The following is a 17,244-nucleotide window of genomic DNA, read 5'->3' as shown; positions in this document are numbered from 1 at the left end:
CGGACGCTCCGCGTTCGGCTTTGGAAGGGACGCGGAGCGTCCCGGGCTGCATTCCCACGCGGAGCGTGGGAACGATCTGGAGTGGGTGTTTAAGTGCAGTGTTTAAAGGACACTTCCAGACACGCACCCAGGCTACATAACCTTGCGCCGTTGCCTACGACTAAGCCAGAATCCGCCGGCTTGTGCGCTTAAGGGCCGGGTTTTATCGTTGTCCCGTCGCTGAAAAGAACAGCGATCGGGTTTGGTAGCCCGGGTCTTTAAGTGCAGATTGCTCCATTTTTTAGAGTCTTTTTGTCTCTGTTTTATGGTGGTCATTCGCAGGGCACCTTCGGGTGCGCCGTTTCTCCTAAGGCCCGGTCTACCAACCTGCGTCTGGCCACCACCATCGTTTGGTAGCGAGTGTGGTGGCTCCAATAAGCGCCTTAGGAGTTTCACCATGATCAAACCAACACCCAACCCACCCGAAGTCGATTCAACGTCCCCCTACGAAACCCTCGACTCCAAGAAATTCCACGAAGCCGCCGAACGCGCCCTCGATCACTACCTCAATCCGTTCCACCCCAGAAAGCCGCTGCTCAAACCTAACACCCGCTACCTCATCGCTCCCGGTATCCCAAGCGAAGAACTGTTGGCCGACGCCTGCGAAACCCTGACCTCGGCCAAAACCATGGCCAGCGATTTCGCCGGGATGATCGATGCGCCGCAGCGGCACGTCCTGCTGGGGATTGGGCAACTGATCATGCTGGCGGAACTGGCGGTGAATCGGGTGCTGGATAATCTGGAACTGAAGACTGAAACTCCCCTTTAGCTAGATCGTTCCCACGCTCCGCGTGGGAATGCAGCCCGGGACGCTCCGCGTCCCTTCCAGAGCTGGAACGCGGAGCGTCCCTTGAGGCATTCCCACGCAGAACGTGGGAACGATCAAACGAAAAACGGCCCGAAGTGGGCCGTTTTTGTGTGTCTACCAATAATCAGGCCCGCAACGTCCGCGTCATCCGCAACGCCAGCAAACTCCCGCCGACAATCACACCCGCCAGCAGATAAAGTGCCGCATCGGTCGACCCGGTGCTGTCCTTGACCCAACCCACGAGGTAAGGGCTGAGGAACCCGGCCATCTGCCCCATCGAGTTGATCAACGCCAGACCACCCGCCGCAGCACCCGCACTCAGCATGGCAGTCGGCACCGGCCAGAACATCGGCAAACCGGTCAGCGCGCCCATGGTCGCAATGGTCAGGCCGAGAATCGCAATCGCCGGATTCGCCGCGAAGTTCACCGCAATCAGCAGGCCGACAGCGCCCATCAACATCGGCACCACCAAATGCCAGCGACGTTCTTTACGCAAGTCCGCCGAACGGCCAACCACCAGCATGAACACAGCAGCCAGCAGGTAAGGAATCGCACTCAACCAGCCAATCACCAGGTTGTCGCTGAAACCGAGGTTTTTGATGATCGACGGCAGCCAGAAGTTGATCGCGTACACGCCGCTCTGGATGCAGAAGTAGATCAAGCCAAACGCCCAGATTGCCGGGTTCTTGAACACCGCGATCAACGAATCGGAAGTGGTTTTCGGCTTGTTCGCCAGGTCTTCCGCCTGATCGGCTTCCAGCACCGAACGCTCATGCGGGGTCAGCCATTTGGCGTTGGCGAAGTTGTCGCTGAGCAGGAAGTAGGCAAGTGCGCCCAGCACAACAGTCGGAATGCCTTGCAGCAGGAACATCCACTGCCAGCCGGCGAGGCCACCTTGACCTGCGGCGAAGTGATTGAGGATCCAGCCGGAAAACGGGCTGCCGAGCAGGCCGGACACCGGGATCGCCGACATGAACAACGCCATGATCCGGCCACGGCGGAACGTCGGGAACCACTGCGAGAGATAGAGCACAACGCCCGGGAAGAACCCGGCTTCAGCCGCGCCAGTGAACAGGCGCAGGGTGTAGAACTCGGTCGGTGTGGTGACGAACAGCAGGCAGGTCGACAGCGTGCCCCAGGTGATCATCATCAGCGCGATCCAGCGCCGAGGGCCGAATTTGGTCAGGGCCAGGTTGCTCGGTACGCCACACAGCACGTAGCCGATGAAGAAGATACCGGCCCCGAGGCCGTACACGGTTTCGCTGAATTTCAGCGCGTCGAGCATCTGCAGTTTGGCAAATCCAACGTTGACCCGGTCGAGGTAGTTGAACAGGTAGCAGATGAAGATGAAGGGGATCAAACGCAGGGTGATGCGTTTGTAGACGGCATTTTTATCGTCATCGATGGTCTGGGCGGCAGCGGCGCTCTGCGACATGGCGGCTCTCTCTTTATTATGATTTTTTGCGATGCAAAGGGTAACGTTGATCGCCCTGAGAGTCTCGGCCACCTTTGGCCGGATTGTCTTTGTGCCTGAGCACAGGGTTTGTTGCCAGACCCTGTGCGGGTGAACAACCGTCCGCGCCTGTTTTCAAGGATTCCAGCCCTTATGTTCGAACTCGATCACGACCTCGCCCAGGACATCGTCGACCGGGCCATGGCCATTTTGCCGTACAACGTCAACGTCATGGACAGCCAGGGCTTGATCCTGGGCAGTGGCGAGCCGGAGCGGATCAACACTCGTCACGAAGGCGCGCAACTGGTGCTGGCCAACGGGCGGGTGGTGGAGATCGACGCGCAGACCGCCGTGCATTTGAAGGGCGTGCAGCCGGGGATCAATCTGCCGTTGCTGCTCGATCAGCGGTTGATCGGGGTGCTCGGCATCACCGGTGAGCCGGAGCAATTGCGCACTTACGCCGAACTGGTGCGCATGACCGCTGAAATGCTGGTCGGCCAACGCAATCAGCAATCCGAGCAGCAATGGCGGCGGCAGCGTTGCGATGACTTGCTCGCGCTGCTGTTGAGCGAGGCAGGGGATTCACCAAGGCTGGTCGACGAGGCCCAGCAACTCGGACTCAAACCGCAACTGACGCGGGTGCCGTATCTGTTTGAGTTGGGGCTGGAACACGGGCCGGGGCAAACCGTCGAGGCGCTGAGTGCCTGGCTGATTACGCGCTATCCGGACAGCTGGTGCGTGAGTTCCGCGAAGTCTTCGCTGCTGTGGTGCCGGCCGGCGAGTCAGAACGTCGAGCATGATCGTCTGCTGGAAAAGCTCGATGGCCTGGGCTGGAACATCCTGCGCATTGCCGTCGGCGGGCAGGCTGATGGGCTGACCGGGTTGCGCCGTTGCTATCGGCGGGTCGGCGATTTACTCGCCTATGGCCGCGAAGTTCTGCCGCGCTCACGGCTGCTGACCCTCAATCGCTATCGCTTGCCGGTGATGCTCTGGCGCCATCGCAACGACGATGCGCTGGATGAACTGCTCAAACCGTTGCGCAAGGTGATCGCCAAGGACAGCAACGGCCAGTTGCTCGCGACCCTGCGCAGCTGGTGCGATCACGACGGGCAGAGCCAGGCCTGCGCCGATGCCTTGGGGATTCACCGCAACAGCCTGCGTTACCGAATGGAGCGGATTGCCGAGTTGAGCGGGGTCGATCCGCTGAAGCTCGACGGCATGTTGGCGTTGTATCTCGGGGTGCAATTGCTGCCACAGACTGACGATTTGTCGAAATGAACAATAAACGCCTGCGCCACTTGTGCAGCGGACAGGCGTCAACGCGCAAGGCGACTGGCAGCATGAGGGGCATTGGAACTGGAGAATTCGCATGAAAATCGTCATCGCCCCCGATTCGTTCAAGGACAGCCTGAGTGCCCAAGGCGTTGCAGAAGCCATTGCGCTGGGTCTGGCGCAGGTCTGGCCGCAGGCGACGCTGGTCAAATGCCCTATGGCCGACGGTGGCGAAGGGACGGTGGAGTCGATTCTCGCCGCGTGCGAAGGCGAGTTGCGCCGCACCCGTGTGCGCGGCCCGTTGGGCGCAGCAGTTGAAGCGGCGTGGGGCTGGCTGCCGCACAACCACACCGCAATCATCGAAATGGCCGAGGCCAGCGGATTGCAATTGGTGCCGCCGGGGCAGCGTGACGCGTGCATCAGCAGCACCTTCGGCACCGGTGAACTGATTCGCGCCGCGCTGGATGCCGGAGCACAACGCGTGATCCTGGCCATCGGCGGCAGTGCCACCAACGACGGCGGCGCCGGCGCAATGCAGGCGCTGGGCGTGAAACTGCTGGATGCTCAAGGGCAATTGTTGGTGCCGGGCGGATTGGCGCTGGCGCAACTCGCACGTCTGGACCTGAGCGAACTCGACCCACGTCTGGCGCAAGTCCGCTTCGACATCGCCGCCGACGTCAACAATCCGCTGTGCGGCCCCCACGGCGCCTCGGCGATTTTCGGCCCGCAGAAGGGCGCATCACCCGCGCAAGTTCAACAACTGGATCAGGCCCTCGGCCACTTCGCCGAACTCTGCGCGCAAGCGCTGGGCAACGACGTACGCGATGAACCGGGCAGCGGCGCAGCAGGCGGACTGGGTTTTGCCGCCAAGGCCTTTCTCGGCGCACGCTTCCAGGCAGGTGTCGAAGTCGTCGCGGAACTGGTCGGGTTATCCGAGGCAGTAAAGGGCGCCGATCTGGTCATCACCGGCGAAGGACGCTTCGATGCCCAGACCCTGCGAGGCAAAACCCCGTTCGGCGTTGCGCGGATCGCCAAACACCACGACGTTCCCGTGATCGTCATCGCCGGCACCTTGGGCGAGGGTTATCAGGAACTCTACGATCACGGCATCGACGCCGCCTTCGCCGTCACCAGCGGCCCGATGACCCTCGAACAGGCCTGCGCCGAAGCTCCACGTCTATTGCGCGAACGCGCCACCGACATCGCTCGCGTCTGGCGCCTGGCATCCCCGACCTGACCTGTCATCCATCATCTAAAGCTACGGGTGTTTCATCGCTGAAACACCCGCAACACTTTGAAAAATATTTCGTCTTTCCCCGCAATCTTCCTCAAGCCTGGCCGATACAGAAGTCAGGCGCACACAAGACTTCCTAAAACAGTGACGCCGGACTGAAGCCCGCCCCAAGGGCCAGTGATCACGGCATGGACGCTCGTAGTTTCATTCATCCGAGAGTCCTCCTATGTCCTTGCGTAATCTGAATATCGCGCCCCGTGCCTTCCTCGGTTTTGCCTTTATTGCCTTGCTGGTGATCGTGCTCGGCGTGTTCGCCGTCAACCGCATGTCGATCATCCGCCAGGCGTCGCTGGAGATGGAGTCGACGCAGTTGCCGAGCGTCACGCAACTCGCCGTGGTCACGGAAAACGTCCTGCGTCTGCGCATCCTCTCGTTCCGCATTCTGGTCAACCGCGACCCGGCCGGGTTGCAGGAAGCCCAGACCCGCATCGGCGTGCTGGTGGAAAAGGTGCGCGCGGCCCAGGCCAGTTACGCGGCACTGCCGGCCGGTTCGGAAGAGCGCGCGTTGTATCAGACCTTCGCAACGACCCTCGACAACTACCTCCAAGCGCAGAACCAGATGATGGAGCTGTCGCGTCAGGACAAGGTCGATGAGATGCGTACCCTGATCAACACGAAGATCAAGGACGGCACCGACAAAATGGGCGAACAGCTCAACCAACTGATTGCGATCAACTCGGCCGACGCGAAAGCCGCGTCGTCCCAGGCTGGAGACCAGTACAGCGGCGCGATCACCGGGATCATCGTGGTGGCCGTGATTGCTGCGTTGCTGACCGTGCTGCTGGCCTGGCTGCTGACCCGCAGCATCGTCACCCCGCTGAACCGCGCCGTCGCTGCCGCGCAAACCATCGCCAGTGGCAACCTGACAAAAAACATCGAAATCGATGGCAAGGACGAACCGGCGCGCCTGCTTGAAGCCTTGGCCGCGATGCAGACCAACCTGCGCAAGACCATCGAACAGATTGCCGGCTCCGCCACGCAACTGGGCGCCGCCGCCGAAGAACTCAGCGCCGTGACCGAAGAAGCGTCCCGTGGCCTGCAACAGCAGAACGACGAAATCGAACAGGCCGCCACTGCTGTCAACGAAATGACCGCAGCGGTGGAAGAGGTCGCACGCAACGCGGTGTCGACTTCCGAAGCCTCAAACCAGTCGACCCACGCCGCCCGCGAAGGTCGCGATCAAGTGGTGAAAACCGTCGACGCGATCCAGACCATGACCCACGACGTGCAGAACACCGCGCAAATGATCGAAGGCCTGGCGGCTCAGGGCCGGGACATCGGCAAGGTGCTGGACGTGATCCGCGCCATCGCCGAACAGACCAACCTGCTGGCGCTCAACGCCGCCATCGAAGCCGCCCGTGCCGGTGAAGCCGGACGCGGTTTCGCCGTGGTAGCGGACGAAGTTCGCGCCTTGGCCCATCGCACCGCGCAGTCGACTCAGGAAATCGAAAAAATGGTCGCCGGCATCCAGAACGGCACCGGCGAAGCGGTCGAGTCGATGCAGCAAAGCAACCAGCGTACCCAGTCCACCCTGGAAATGGCCCGCGCTGCTGGTGTTGCACTCGAGCAGATCACCCAATCGATTCACCAGATCAACGAGCGCAATCTGGTGATCGCCAGCGCCTCGGAAGAACAGGCACAGGTGTCCCGCGAGGTTGACCGCAACTTGGTCAACATCCGCGACCTGGCCACCCAATCGGCTGCCGGCGCGAATCAAACCAGCGCCGCGACCCACGAACTGTCGCGGCTGGCGGTGGATTTGAATGCGATGGTGGCGCGGTTTGTGATTTGACCTAGGGTGAAGGCTGGAGACCGCGCAATCAGGAGACGTACATGCGCTTTTCAGCCTTGACCCAACGAATCGCCGGGGAGGGAGCAGCGGCCTGGCGTATTCACGACCGAGCGCTGGAGTTACGCGCCGAGGGCATTGATGTGTTGCTGCTGTCCGTGGGTGATCCGGATTTCGATACGCCGCTGCCGATCATCCACGGCGCCATCGACAGCCTGCTGGCCGGCGATACCCATTATTCCGAAGTGCGCGGTCGGCTGGAGCTGCGCAAGCGGATTGCCGAGCGCCATCGGCGCAACAGTGGCCAGGAAGTGGATGCCGAGCATGTGATCGTGCTGCCCGGCGCGCAATGCGCGGTGTATTCGGTGGCGCAATGTCTGCTGGATCCGGGCGATGAGGTGATCGTCGCCGAACCGATGTATGTGACTTATGAAGGTGTGTTCGGTGCCTGCGGCGCAACCGTGGTGCCGGTGCCGGTTCGCCCTGAGAACGGTTTCCGCGTCGACCCGGTGGATGTTGCTGCGCGGATCACTCCGAAGACGCGGGCCATGTTGCTCAACAGTCCCAACAATCCTTCGGGTGCGAGTCTGTCGTTGCTGATCTGGCAAGAGCTGGCGGCGCTGTGCATTCGCCATGACTTGTGGCTGATCAGCGATGAGGTCTACAGCGAATTGTTATACGAAGGCGAGCACGTCAGCCCGGCGAGCCTGCCGGGCATGGCCGAGCGCACTGCGACCATCAACAGCCTGTCCAAATCTCATGCGATGACCGGGTGGCGGATCGGCTGGATGATCGGGCCGAAACCCTTGGCCGAGCATTTGGTAAATCTGTCGCTGAGCATGTTGTTCGGCCTGCCGGATTTTGTGCAGAAAGCGGCGCAGATCGCGCTGGAGAAAGATTTGCCGGAAGTGACGCAGATGCGCGAGGAATACCGGTTGCGTCGGGATCTGGTGTGCGAGCGGTTGCGCGGCTGTCCGGGGTTGTACCCGATCAAACCGGATGGCGGGATGTTCGTGATGGTCGACGTGCGCCAGACCGGGCTCGGCGCGCAGGACTTTGCCGAGCGGTTGCTGGAGGGGTATGGGGTTTCTGTGCTGGCCGGTGAAGCGTTCGGGCCGAGTGCGGCGGGGCATATTCGCATCGGGCTGGTGGTGGATCGGGTGAAGCTGGCGGATGCGTGTTCGCGGATTGCCCTTTGTGCTGCGCAGCTTCTCCAGGTGCGCAGTGCCTGAGGGTTTCCTCCTGATCGTTCCCACGCTCCGCGTGGGAATGCAGCCCGGGACGCTCCGCGTCCCTTCCAGAGCTGGAACGCGGAGCGTCCCTTGAGGCATTCCCACGCAGAGCGTGGGAACGATCATCAGTGGAGAGGACTCACCAGGTTGGCGGGTTTTTCACCGGCCAACGCCGCCAACAGATTTTCCACCGCACACTGCGCCATCGCTTCGCGCGTTTCATGAGTCGCCGAGCCCATGTGCGGAGTCGCCACCACGTTGTTCAGTTGCAACAACGGCGAATCGTGATTTAGCGGTTCGCGCTCAAACACATCCAGCCCCGCCCCGCGAATCCGGTTATGCCGCAAGGTGTCGATCATCGCCGCCTCATCCACAACCTTGCCCCGTGAAATGTTGATGAAGATGCTCTCCGGCCGCATCAACGCAAACTGCTCGGCGCCGATCAGACCTTCAGTCTGCGCCGTCAACGGCAGTGTCAGGCAAATGAAATCCGCCTGCCGCAGCAAATCCTCCAGACTGCGGTATTGCGCATCGAAACGTTCTTCGACCGCCGGTTTGCGCGACTGGCTGTGATAGATCACCGGCATCCCGAACCCGAAATGACCGCGCTGGGCCAGTGCCTCGCCGATCCGCCCCATGCCGATGATGCCCAGCGTCTTGCCATGCACATCGGTGCCGAAATGCGCCGGGCCGATGCTGCGATGCCAGTGGCCGCCGCGCACCAGGTTCGCCAGTTCCACCACCCGCCGGGCGGTGGCCAGGATCAGCGCGAAACCGGTGTCGGCGGTGGTTTCGGTGAGCACGTCCGGGGTGTTGGTCAGCATGACCTTGCGTCGGGTCAGGTAGTCGATGTCGTAGTTATCGACGCCCACCGAGACGCTGGAAATCGCTTCCAGCTTCGGCGCGAGATCGAGCAGCGCAGCGTCCAGTTTCAGGCTCGCGCCGAGCAAGCCGTGAGCGCCGGGCAGGGCGTCGCGCAGTTTCATCAGACCGTCGGCGTCGAGGCTGTCGATCAACGTCACGTCGACCTGTTCTTGCAAACGCGCCATCAAAGAAGGCGACAGTTTCTTGTACAGCACAACCTGCTTTTTCATCGCAGTCATCTCTCTATCAATTCAGGAATGGGCCGGCAGCGGGCGCGGTGCGACACGCTTGGCCGTCACCCGGTCACTCGCGCCGGGCTTGAGAAAAATCGTCAGCACCACCGAGAGCATCAGCGCGCCACTCATCAACAGATACGAAGCGCCGGGCGAACCGGTGGAACTGTTGAGGTAACCGACCAAGTACGAGCCGCCAAAGGAGCCGAGGGCGCCCATGCTGTTGATCAGCGCCATGGCGCCACCGGCAACGTTGGCCGGCAGAATCTCCGGCACGATGGCGAAGAACGGCCCGTACGGCGCGTACATGCAGGCGCCGGCAATCACCAGCAGCGTGTACGACCACCAGAAATGTTCCGCGCCCAAGGCGTAGGAGCCGTAGAACGCGACCGAGGCAATCAGCAGCGGTGGCCAGACGAAGCGTTTGCGCTTTTGCAGTTTGTCCGAGCCCCACGACACCAGCAGCATGCCGATCACCGCCGCCAGATACGGCAACGCCGACAGCCAGCCGGCCTCGATCATGTCCATCTGCGCGCCGGCCTTGAGGATCGACGGCAGCCACAGCACGAAGCCGTAGACACCGATGCTCCAGCAGAAAAATTGCAGCGCCAGAATGATTACCTTCGGCGAACGGAAGGCTTCGGCGTAGTTCTTCACGGCTTTGATGCCGACCTGTTCGGCGGCGAGCGCGCTTTCCAGATCGTGCTTTTCCTGGTCGTTGAGCCACTTGGCCTGGGCCGGACGATCATCGGCCAGCTTCCACCAGATGAATGCCCAGAGCACCGCCGGCAGACCTTCGATGATGAACATCCAGCGCCAGCTGAAATGCTGCACCAGATAGCCTGAAACCACCGACATCCACAGCATCGTTACCGGGTTGCCGAGGATCAGGAAGGTATTGGCCCGCGAGCGTTCGGCGCGGGTGAACCAGTGGCACAGGTACACCAGCATCGCCGGCATCACCGCCGCTTCGACCACGCCGAGCATGAAACGGATGACGATCAGCCAATAGGCGTTGGAGACCACGCCGGTCAAGGTGGCGAGCCCGCCCCAGAGGATCAGGCTGACGAAGATCAGCTTCTTCACGCTGTGCTTCTGCGCGTAGATCGCACCGGGCACCTGGAAGAAAAAGTAGCCGAGGAAGAACAGCGCGCCGAGCAGCGAAGACAGGCCTGGGGTGATCATCAGGTCCTCAGCCATTCCGGACGCAGCAGCGAATCCGTAATTGGCGCGATCCAGGTACGCCAGGCTGTAGGTGATGAACACGATCGGCATGATGTACCACCAGCGGCGGGTGGCGAGGGTTGCGGTTTTCATGGTCTTGCTCCTGAGCTTGTTGTTTTTGTCGCAGCAGGTTCAATTGATTGGTTGTTGCTCGTTCCCACGCTCTGCGTGGGAATGCCTCCGGGGACGCTCCGCGTCCCATGTGACGCAGAGCGTCACGTGCTGCATTCCCACGCAGGAGCGTGGGAACGATCAGCGGTGAGTTCGGATCGGGTCGGCAAACCCTCCATGTCGCCACGGCTCTGCACCGCCCGACTGCCAATCCAGTTGGCGCGTCTGACCGCCTCGGGAAAACTCTGGTGCTCCAGCAGGGCGCTGATCATCCCCACCGCAAACCCATCCCCGGCACCGACCGTATCGACCACGGTTTCGACCGGAACCCCGGCGACAAACCCCTGATCCAGTTGCGTGCGGTAATACGCACCCTGCGGCCCGAGCTTGATCGCCACGGCTTCAGCGCCATGATCGAGATAAAACTCGGCGATATCCGCCGGATCTTCAAACCCGGTTAGCAATCGACCTTCGCTCAACCCCGGCAACACCCAGTGGGCGAGGGCGGCGAGGCGGTTGATCTCGCTAATCATCTCCCGCTCGCTGGCCCACAGGCTCGGACGCAGGTTCGGGTCGAACGAGACGCTGCGACCGGCATTGCGCATGCGGGTCATCAGTTCACGGGACATTTCCCGGGCCGACGCGGACAACGCCGGCGGAATGCCGGTGGCGTGCAGATGCCGGGCGCTTAGCAGCGTCGAGGTGATTGATTGCGGTGACAGATGACTGGCCGCCGAGCCGCGACGGAAGTACTCAACCGTCGGATCGCTGCCGTCATCGTTGCGCGACTTGAGCTGGAAACCGGTCGGGTGCGCGTTGTCGACTTCGACATGGCTGCAATCCAGACCTTCGCGAGCCAGGGTTTCGACGACAAATCGTCCCAGCGAATCAGCCCCGACACGGCTCAGCCAGGCCACCTTGAAACCCAGCCGTGACAATCCGATGGCGACGTTGCTGTCCGCCCCGGCAATCCGTTTGTGAAACTGCTCGACGGAGGCCAGATCACCGCTCTGTTCGGCGACAAACATGGCCATGGTTTCGCCGAACGACAGAATATCGATCTCAGACATGAGCAGGCTCCAGACGGGACTGGCCGAGGCGGGCGAGGGCGGCGACGTGTTCTGTGGTGAGTTGCACCAGATCATCGCCCTGCAACGGGTATTCGGCGGCGCGCATGACCCCTTGGGCCATGTGCCGCAGCAGTTGTTCCCACAGATGCAGGTCAGTGGCGGCGGGCGGCACGGCCACCAGTTTGCCGTCGGCACGACGGGCCACGGCTTTGCAATGCACGTAACCGACATGACGGCCCAACAGTCGGGCAGCGCTGGTGGCGGACTGGTCTTGCCACTGCCAGTTGCCGATGTCGAAGGTCATCTTGATCGGCAGGTTGTGTTGCTCGACGGCGGCGAAGAAGCGCTGGAACGGTTCGATGCGACCGCCGTGCAGGGTCTGATCATTCTCTACCAGCAACTGCACAGGGCTTTGCGCGAGGATCTGCGCGAGCGTCTGCAGATCGTTGTTGTCGGTGAAGAAGCCCAGCGACACTTTCAGCCACTTCGAGCCGAACGCTTCGGCATTTTCCAGCGCGGTGATGAGTTCGGGATTGGGGCGCGACTGACCGGCCAGCCATAGTTCGGTGGGCGAGGAATAGATGCTTTGCAGGCCTTCGGCTTGCGTGGCTGCGGCGAGTTGTTCCGGGACTTCGTTGGTCAGCAACTCTTCGCGCCATTCGATGCGATGGGCGCCGGCAGCGGCCAGCACTTCGATGAACGAAGCCTGACCACGACGGCGAACGAGGTCGGCGCCGTAGCTGGAAAGGCTGATGGAAACGGCAGGTTTATTCATTGTTATCTACCTCTGAAACCGGTTTCATTTTTGTTCAAAAATTTTTGGGTAGTCCCGTAGGGCCTTATTCCGCCTTGCTGCGCGTCGAGCCGCGCTCGATCAGCACCGGTGCAAAATCCAGCGTCCGCGCCGCTTCATCATCCCCACGCAAACGCTTGAGCAAACACTCAAACGCCCGCGCACCAATCTCCTCCGTCGGCTGAGCGAGGGCAGTAACCCCGCTGCCCACCAACGGATACCAGTCCAGATCATCCAGCGCGATCAGCCCGACATCCTCGAACAACCGGCAGCCAATCTCGCGCAAGGCCAGGGTGCAAGCCAGCGCCGCCACGCCGTTGGCGCAGAACAAGGCTTTTGAGCCGTTATCGGTTGTGTTCAAAAAGGTTTGAAGATCGTTCGCAAGACTCGAACCGGTTTCCAGCACCGCGCCACACATGTCTTGGCGCTGACCGATCTGCTGCTGAAAACTGCTGACCCGCTCGATCCGCGAACTGGTGCCGTCATAGGGTTCAGTCACCAGTAGTACATCGCGATAGCCACGCTGCTGAAGATGTTCGAGCGCCATCTCGATGGCCTGCGGGTTGTTCAACCCGACCATATCGCTGTCGAGCCCGTCGACCTTGCGATCCACCAGCACCAGAGGCATTTCCCGCTTCAGCTCATCCAGCTCATCCCGGTGATGACCCAGGGTGTTCACGATCAGCCCTTCGATGTTGTACGAGCGCAACAGCGCCAGGTGCTGACGTTCCTGCTCGTCGTCGCGATCGGTGTTGCACACCACCAGGCTGTAGCCGTGTCGACGGCAGGCGGTTTCCACCCCGTGCATCACGGAAATCGAATAAGGGTTGCGGATATCGGCCACCAGCATGCCGATCAGGCGGGTGCGGCCACGCTTCAGGCCTCGGGCCATTTGATTGGGGCGGTAACCGAGTTCGGCAATCGCCTGCTCGATGCGCTGGGCAATGGCATCGGAGAGCAGGGCGCGGTCGTCGCCAATGAAGCGCGAGACGCTGGCCTTGGACACGCCAGCGTGTTCGGCGACGTCGAGCATGGTCACGCGGCTGCGCTGGGCGGCGGAAAAATCGTTCACGGTCTGAAACCTTATTATTGGATTTGTCAGGTCAGATCGCTGTAACAGGATCTGAAACCGGTTTCAGGAAACACCAGAAGCGATTCAATCGTCAAGTGAATGATCGGGAGAAAATCGTAAGTCGCCGACAAATGGCGCTCGGTTCGGAACCGCTGACTTCAGCCGAACAACCCGGCGGCGATGTTGATCGAGAATCCGAGGATGGCGGTGTTGAACACAAAACCGATCAGCGACTGTGCCAGCACGATCTTGCGTATTTCTCGCGTAGCCACGCCGACATCCGCCGTCTGCACAGCGACGCCGATGGTGAACGAGAAGTACAGAAAGTCCCAATAGTTGGGCGTCGTCAGGCCTTCGGCAAAGCGCAGCGCCGGCTCCTTGCCGTCCCAGGTGTAAAACAGCCGGGCGTAGTGGACGCAGAAAATCACTCCGATCAGCAGCCATGAGCCGATGACCGTCAGTGCGGTAAAACCGTAGTGCATCAATTTGTGGTGGGTATCCAGGTCCTTGCTGCCTGCCAGTTCAAGGGTAATGGTCGCCAGGCTGGCCAGCGCCGCTATACACACCACAAACAACACCAGCCCTGCATTTTCGTCCTCGATGACAGCGATCTGCTTGACGTCCGGTGCCTTGGCCCGGGCGGTGAGCCAGAGCATCAGGGCCAGATAGGTCCAGACCCCGGCGTTCCAGCCGATGAGGATTTTGCTGATAACGGAGTCGGCGGGCGTAAGCAGGCCGACAGCTAGCCCTAAAAGAGCGGCGGCAGACAGGCGAGGGTGGGTGCGGGCGAGGAAGCGCATGGGAACTCGATGGGCCAGGGTGTGCAGACAACCTTAGCCCAGCGCGGCGACCTGTGGCCACCGCGCAGGGAGTGGTCAATCAATCGGGCTTGGCGAACCTGCGCACAAGCTTGATAACCACTACGAAGAACACCGGCACAAAGATCACCGCCAACGTCGCCGTGATCATCCCGCCGATCACCCCGGTACCGATCGCCTGCTGGCTCGCCGAACTTGCGCCCGTGGCAATCGCCAGCGGCACCACGCCCAGAATGAACGCCAGCGAGGTCATGACAATCGGCCGCAACCGCAGACGCGCGGCTTGCAACGTTGCATCAATCAGATCATGCCCTTCGTCATACAGGCTCTTGGCAAACTCGATGATCAGGATCGCGTTCTTCGCCGACAGGCCGATGATGGTGATCAGGCCGACCTTGAAGAAGACGTCGTTGGGCATTCCGCGCAGAGTCACGGCCAGCACCGCACCGAGCACGCCGAGCGGTACAACGAGCAGCACGGAAGTCGGAATCGACCAGCTCTCATACAACGCCGCCAGACACAGGAACACGATCAGCAGCGACAGCCCGAGCAGGATCGGTGCCTGGCTGCCGGACAAACGTTCCTGCAGCGACAGACCGGTCCATTCCTGACCCAGACCTTTCGGTCCTTGTGCCACTAGCCGTTCGATCTCCGCCATGGCTTCGCCGGTACTGTGGCCGGGTTTCGGCTCACCGGAAATCGAGATCGCCGGGTAGCCGTTGTAGCGGGTCAGTTGCGCCGGGCCCTGGGTCCATGTGGCTCGGACGAACGCCGACAGCGGCACCATTTTCCCGGCGTCGTTGCGCACGTGCATTTTCAGCAGGTCATCGACCTGACTGCGGCGATCGCCTTCAGCCTGCACGACAACGCGTTGCATCCGCCCCTGATTGGGGAAGTCGTTGACGTACGAAGAGCCAATGGCGGTGGACAGCACGTTGCCGACGTCGGCGAACGAAACCCCCAGGGCATTGGCCTGCTTGCGATCCACTTCCAGCTGCACTTGCGGTGCTTCGGCCAGCGCGCTTTCACGCACGTTCATCAGGATCGGACTTTTCTCGGCGGCGGCCAGCAACTGGGTGCGCGCCTCCATCAGGGTCGCATGACCGAGGCCGCCGCGATCCTGCAAGCGGAACTCGAAGCCGCTGGATGTGCCCAGACCATCCACCGGCGGCGGCAGCACGGCGAAGGCTACAGCGTCCTTGATCTGGCTGAGGGCGATGTTGGCGCGGTCGGCAATCGAGCTTGCCGAGTCGTCGCTGCCACGCTGCGACCAGTCTTTGAGCGTAGTGAACGCCAGCGCAGCGTTCTGTCCGCTGCCGGAGAAGCTGAAACCGAGAATCACGGTGCTGTCGCCCACACCCGGTTCGCCGGCGTTGTGCGCTTCGATCTGCTCGACGACCTGCACCGTACGGTTCTTGCTCGCGCCGGGCGGCAGTTGAATGTCGGTGATGGTGTAACCCTGATCCTCGACCGGCAGGAACGAGGAGGGCAGGCGCGCAAAGCACAGGCCCAGACCCACCAGCAACACAACGTAGATCAGCAGATAACGACCGGTACGTTTCAGCGCGTAGCCAACCCAGCCCTGATAACGATCAGTCAGTTGCTCGAAGCGGCGGTTGAACCAGCCGAAGAATCCGGTTTTCTCGTGGTGCTCGCCCTTGGCGATCGGCTTGAGCAAGGTTGCGCACAGTGCCGGGGTCAAGGTCAGGGCAAGGAAGGCCGAGAACAGAATCGAAGTGGCCATCGACAGTGAGAACTGCCGGTAAATCACGCCCACCGAACCCTGCATGAACGCCATCGGAATGAACACTGCCACCAGCACCAGCGTGATGCCGATGATCGCGCCGGTGATCTGAGTCATCGCCTTGCGCGTTGCTTCTTTCGGCGACAGGCCTTCGGTGGCCATGATCCGCTCGACGTTCTCCACCACCACGATGGCGTCGTCCACCAGGATGCCGATGGCCAGCACCATGCCGAACATGGTCAGTACGTTGATCGAAAACCCCAGCGCAAGCATGGTCGCGAAGGTGCCCATCAGCGCCACCGGCACCACCAGCGTCGGGATCAGGGTGTAGCGGATGTTCTGCAGGAACAGGAACATCACCGCAAATACCAGCAGCATCGCCTCGCCGAGGGTGTAGACCACTTTGGTGATCGAGACCTTCACGAACGGCGAAGTGTCGTAGGGGATCTTGTATTCCACGCCCGCCGGGAAGTAGCGCGACAGTTCATCCATCTTCGCCCGGATCAAAGTGGCGGTGCTGAGGGCGTTGGCGCCCGGCGCCAGTTGCACGCCGACGGCGGTGGACGGCTTGCCGTTCAGACGGGTGCCAAACTGGTATTCCTGGCTGCCGATCTCGACCCGCGCCACATCCTTGATGCGCACGGTGGAACCGTCCGGGTTGGCCTTGAGCACGATGTCGGCGAACTCTTCCGGCGTCGACAGTTGTCCCTTGACCAGAATCGTCGCGGTGATTTCCTGAGTGCTCGGGTTCGGCAGATCGCCGATGCTGCCCGCCGAGACCTGGGCGTTCTGCGCGACGATGGCGGCATTGACGTCGGCCGGCGTCAGGTTGAAACCGATCAGCTTCTGCGGATCGACCCAGATCCGCATCGCCCGTTCGGCGCCATACAGCTGGGCCTTGCCGACGCCGTCGATGCGTTTGATCTCGTTCATCACGTTGCGCGCCAGGTAATCGCTGAGCGCCACGTCGTCGAGTTTGCCGTCGCTGGAGGTGAGGGTGATCAGCAGCAGGAAACCGGCGGAGACTTTCTCCACCTGCAAGCCTTGCTGGTTGACCGCTTGCGGCAGACGCGACTCGACCACTTTGAGGCGGTTTTGCACATCGACCTGCGCCAGTTCCGGGTTGGTACCCGGCTGGAAAGTGGCTTTGATCGTCGCGCTGCCGAGGCTGCTCTGCGATTCGAAATACAGCAGGTGATCGGCGCCGTTGAGCTCTTCTTCGATCAGGCTGACCACGCTCTCGTCGACGGTCTGCGCCGAGGCGCCCGGGTACACGGCATAGATTTCGATCTGCGGCGGCGCGACGTCGGGGTATTGCGCCACCGGCAATTGCGGGATGGCCAGCGCACCGGCCAACAGGATGAACAACGCGACGACCCAGGCGAACACCGGGCGGTCGATAAAGAACTGCGGCATAGAAAAGCGTCC

At 61.6% G+C, this 17,244-nt stretch carries 13 protein-coding genes; 5 read left to right on the top strand and 8 right to left on the bottom strand.

What is annotated here, in order from left to right; genetic code table 11:
- The first annotated feature begins 436 nt into the window (after nt 1-436).
- Nucleotides 437-808, top strand: coding sequence for a DUF6124 family protein (locus AC0R79_RS16955; RefSeq protein WP_102622224.1), 372 nt, complete (start codon nt 437-439; stop codon nt 806-808).
- 163 nt (nt 809-971) lie between these two features.
- On the opposite strand, the gene AC0R79_RS16950 is transcribed toward AC0R79_RS16955, so the two are convergent.
- Nucleotides 972-2,282: an MFS transporter gene (locus AC0R79_RS16950; RefSeq protein ID WP_085603380.1), complete on the bottom strand. Its 1,311-nt coding sequence runs from the start codon at nt 2,280-2,282 to the stop codon at nt 972-974.
- 171 nt (nt 2,283-2,453) lie between these two features.
- On the opposite strand from AC0R79_RS16950, the gene AC0R79_RS16945 reads away from it, so the two are divergent.
- The 4 genes from AC0R79_RS16945 to AC0R79_RS16930 all read left to right on the top strand — a co-directional run bounded on the left by AC0R79_RS16945 (nt 2,454) and on the right by AC0R79_RS16930 (nt 7,887).
- On the top strand, nt 2,454-3,578 hold the full coding sequence (locus AC0R79_RS16945; protein ID WP_474730732.1) for a sugar diacid recognition domain-containing protein: 1,125 nt from the start codon (nt 2,454-2,456) through the stop codon (nt 3,576-3,578).
- 91 nt (nt 3,579-3,669) lie between these two features.
- Nucleotides 3,670-4,809 carry a glycerate kinase gene (locus AC0R79_RS16940; protein WP_474730729.1) on the top strand — a complete coding sequence of 380 codons (1,140 nt, stop codon included), beginning with the start codon at nt 3,670-3,672 and terminating at the stop codon, nt 4,807-4,809.
- A gap of 223 nt (nt 4,810-5,032) precedes the next feature.
- On the top strand, nt 5,033-6,658 hold the full coding sequence (locus tag AC0R79_RS16935; RefSeq protein ID WP_474730726.1) for a methyl-accepting chemotaxis protein: 1,626 nt from the start codon (nt 5,033-5,035) through the stop codon (nt 6,656-6,658).
- Between the two features lie 41 nt (nt 6,659-6,699).
- A complete protein-coding gene (locus AC0R79_RS16930) occupies nt 6,700-7,887 on the top strand; it encodes a pyridoxal phosphate-dependent aminotransferase (protein ID WP_474730723.1) in 1,188 nt (395 codons plus the stop codon).
- Nucleotides 7,888-8,012: 125 nt separating this feature from the next.
- Here AC0R79_RS16930 and AC0R79_RS16925 read toward each other — a convergent pair whose 3' ends face one another.
- The 7 genes from AC0R79_RS16925 to AC0R79_RS16895 all read right to left on the bottom strand — a co-directional run bounded on the left by AC0R79_RS16925 (nt 8,013) and on the right by AC0R79_RS16895 (nt 17,232).
- A complete protein-coding gene (locus AC0R79_RS16925; protein WP_474730719.1) occupies nt 8,013-8,981 on the bottom strand; it encodes a 2-hydroxyacid dehydrogenase in 969 nt (322 codons plus the stop codon).
- Nucleotides 8,982-9,002: 21 nt separating this feature from the next.
- Complete coding sequence (locus tag AC0R79_RS16920) at nt 9,003-10,301, bottom strand: MFS transporter (RefSeq protein WP_085687082.1); 1,299 nt, start codon at nt 10,299-10,301, stop codon at nt 9,003-9,005.
- 122 nt (nt 10,302-10,423) lie between these two features.
- Complete coding sequence (locus tag AC0R79_RS16915; RefSeq protein WP_474730717.1) at nt 10,424-11,389, bottom strand: sugar kinase; 966 nt, start codon at nt 11,387-11,389, stop codon at nt 10,424-10,426.
- Nucleotides 11,382-12,164, bottom strand: a complete 783-nt coding sequence (locus tag AC0R79_RS16910; protein WP_474730715.1) for a sugar phosphate isomerase/epimerase family protein — start codon at nt 12,162-12,164, stop codon at nt 11,382-11,384. Before AC0R79_RS16910 ends, AC0R79_RS16915 begins: the two co-directional genes overlap by 8 nt.
- Before the next feature lie 64 nt (nt 12,165-12,228).
- On the bottom strand, nt 12,229-13,254 hold the full coding sequence (locus AC0R79_RS16905) for a LacI family DNA-binding transcriptional regulator (RefSeq protein WP_474730713.1): 1,026 nt from the start codon (nt 13,252-13,254) through the stop codon (nt 12,229-12,231).
- Nucleotides 13,255-13,412: 158 nt separating this feature from the next.
- Complete coding sequence (locus AC0R79_RS16900; RefSeq protein WP_474730710.1) at nt 13,413-14,054, bottom strand: DUF1345 domain-containing protein; 642 nt, start codon at nt 14,052-14,054, stop codon at nt 13,413-13,415.
- A gap of 79 nt (nt 14,055-14,133) precedes the next feature.
- A complete protein-coding gene (locus AC0R79_RS16895) occupies nt 14,134-17,232 on the bottom strand; it encodes a multidrug efflux RND transporter permease subunit (RefSeq protein ID WP_375747208.1) in 3,099 nt (1,032 codons plus the stop codon).
- Nucleotides 17,233-17,244 lie beyond the last annotated feature (12 nt).

The organism is Pseudomonas sp. HD57-3 (assembly GCF_056113135.1).
The sequence above is the reverse complement of the archived record's forward strand: the minus strand, read 5'-3'. Positions and strand labels throughout refer to the sequence as shown.

Excerpts from the sequence above, each read along its gene's own strand:
- AC0R79_RS16955 (WP_102622224.1), top strand. The coding sequence starts at position 437 with ATGATCAAACCAACACCCAACCCACCCGAAGTCGATTCAACGTCCCCC.
- AC0R79_RS16950 (WP_085603380.1), bottom strand. The coding sequence starts at position 2,282 with ATGTCGCAGAGCGCCGCTGCCGCCCAGACCATCGATGACGATAAAAAT.
- AC0R79_RS16945 (WP_474730732.1), top strand. The coding sequence starts at position 2,454 with ATGTTCGAACTCGATCACGACCTCGCCCAGGACATCGTCGACCGGGCC.
- AC0R79_RS16940 (WP_474730729.1), top strand. The coding sequence starts at position 3,670 with ATGAAAATCGTCATCGCCCCCGATTCGTTCAAGGACAGCCTGAGTGCC.
- AC0R79_RS16935 (WP_474730726.1), top strand. The coding sequence starts at position 5,033 with ATGTCCTTGCGTAATCTGAATATCGCGCCCCGTGCCTTCCTCGGTTTT.
- AC0R79_RS16930 (WP_474730723.1), top strand. The coding sequence starts at position 6,700 with ATGCGCTTTTCAGCCTTGACCCAACGAATCGCCGGGGAGGGAGCAGCG.
- AC0R79_RS16925 (WP_474730719.1), bottom strand. The coding sequence starts at position 8,981 with ATGAAAAAGCAGGTTGTGCTGTACAAGAAACTGTCGCCTTCTTTGATG.
- AC0R79_RS16920 (WP_085687082.1), bottom strand. The coding sequence starts at position 10,301 with ATGAAAACCGCAACCCTCGCCACCCGCCGCTGGTGGTACATCATGCCG.
- AC0R79_RS16915 (WP_474730717.1), bottom strand. The coding sequence starts at position 11,389 with ATGTCTGAGATCGATATTCTGTCGTTCGGCGAAACCATGGCCATGTTT.
- AC0R79_RS16910 (WP_474730715.1), bottom strand. The coding sequence starts at position 12,164 with ATGAATAAACCTGCCGTTTCCATCAGCCTTTCCAGCTACGGCGCCGAC.
- AC0R79_RS16900 (WP_474730710.1), bottom strand. The coding sequence starts at position 14,054 with ATGCGCTTCCTCGCCCGCACCCACCCTCGCCTGTCTGCCGCCGCTCTT.
- AC0R79_RS16895 (WP_375747208.1), bottom strand. The coding sequence starts at position 17,232 with ATGCCGCAGTTCTTTATCGACCGCCCGGTGTTCGCCTGGGTCGTCGCG.